Source organism: Domibacillus epiphyticus (genome assembly GCF_001975785.1).
GTDB lineage: Bacteria > Bacillota > Bacilli > Bacillales > Domibacillaceae > Domibacillus > Domibacillus epiphyticus.
Window position 1 is genome coordinate 1 of the sequence record NZ_MSFI01000041.1, and the last position, 1,170, is coordinate 1,170.

Annotated in this window: 8 tRNA genes and 1 rRNA gene; all 9 read right to left on the reverse strand. The window is 51.5% G+C overall.

Annotated elements, in window-relative coordinates:
• Positions 1-65: 65 nt before the first annotated feature.
• Positions 66-141, reverse strand: a tRNA-Thr gene (locus BTO28_RS16580).
• A gap of 4 nt (positions 142-145) precedes the next feature.
• Positions 146-221: transfer RNA gene (locus BTO28_RS16585), tRNA-Phe, on the reverse strand.
• 18 nt (positions 222-239) lie between these two features.
• A tRNA-Asp gene (locus tag BTO28_RS16590) sits at positions 240-316 on the reverse strand.
• Positions 317-320: 4 nt separating this feature from the next.
• Positions 321-394: transfer RNA gene (locus tag BTO28_RS16595), tRNA-Met, on the reverse strand.
• An 18-nt stretch (positions 395-412) separates the two neighbouring features.
• Positions 413-488, reverse strand: a tRNA-Val gene (locus BTO28_RS16600).
• A gap of 6 nt (positions 489-494) precedes the next feature.
• Positions 495-566: transfer RNA gene (locus BTO28_RS16605), tRNA-Glu, on the reverse strand.
• A 32-nt stretch (positions 567-598) separates the two neighbouring features.
• A tRNA-Ser gene (locus tag BTO28_RS16610) sits at positions 599-690 on the reverse strand.
• 4 nt (positions 691-694) lie between these two features.
• Positions 695-769: transfer RNA gene (locus BTO28_RS16615), tRNA-Asn, on the reverse strand.
• A gap of 7 nt (positions 770-776) precedes the next feature.
• Positions 777-892: ribosomal RNA gene (gene rrf, locus BTO28_RS16620) — 5S ribosomal RNA — on the reverse strand.
• Between the last annotated feature and the right edge of the window lie 278 nt (positions 893-1,170).

Here is a 1,170-nt window from a genome sequence, read left to right on the forward strand (position 1 = left end):
GGATTTACAGTCCGCCGCGTTTAGCCACTTCGCTACCCCTCCATATAAATACTCTAAAAGAACTGTGGTGCCGGCAAGAGGACTTGAACCCCCAACCTACTGATTACAAGTCAGTTGCTCTACCAGTTGAGCTACACCGGCAAAATGGTGGCTCAGGACGGAATCGAACCGCCGACACAAGGATTTTCAGTCCTTTGCTCTACCAACTGAGCTACTGAGCCTACTAAAAATAATGAAAATGGCGGTCCGGACGGGACTCGAACCCGCGACCTCCTGCGTGACAGGCAGGCATTCTAACCAACTGAACTACCGGACCAAAATTGCGGGGGCAGGATTTGAACCTGCGACCTTCGGGTTATGAGCCCGACGAGCTACCGGGCTGCTCCACCCCGCGACGATACTATAACTTATATGGTGGAGGATGACGGGATCGAACCGCCGACCCTCTGCTTGTAAGGCAGATGCTCTCCCAGCTGAGCTAATCCTCCAGATGATGACCCCTACGGGATTCGAACCCGTGTTACCGCCGTGAAAGGGCGGTGTCTTAACCGCTTGACCAAGGGGCCATATATTAATTATATATGTATGAGTGATATGCTGGCGGAGAGCAAGGGATTCGAACCCTTGAGACAGCGGTAACCGTCTACACGATTTCCAATCGTGCTCCTTCGACCTCTCGGACAGCTCTCCAAAATGGCTCCGCAGGCAAGACTCGAACTTGCGACCGATCGGTTAACAGCCGATTGCTCTACCACTGAGCTACTGCGGAATGACACGCCAGGCGGCGTCCTGCTCTCACAGGGGGAAACCCCCAACTACCATCGGCGCTGAAGAGCTTAACTGCCGTGTTCGGGATGGGAACGGGTGTGACCTCTTCGCTGTAGCCACCTGACTATTTGTTTAACGACAATTATTATTATAACATAATAAATTCGTTTAGCAAGAACTTTTTTTGTTCTTTCAAAACTGGATATAAGTGTTTCGTATAAAGTTATAAAACCTAGTGTCATTTCGTGCTGTTCAGCTCGAGAAGCCAGTCGCTCGAGATCGCAAGCCGGCCTGCTGCAGCGGCTGATGCCGCCTCCGCATTCCGTCTTACGCTTGTCGCGCCTGAACGGCTTCTCTGGCATTTCATTTGGTTAAGTCCTCGATCGATTAGTATTCGTCAGC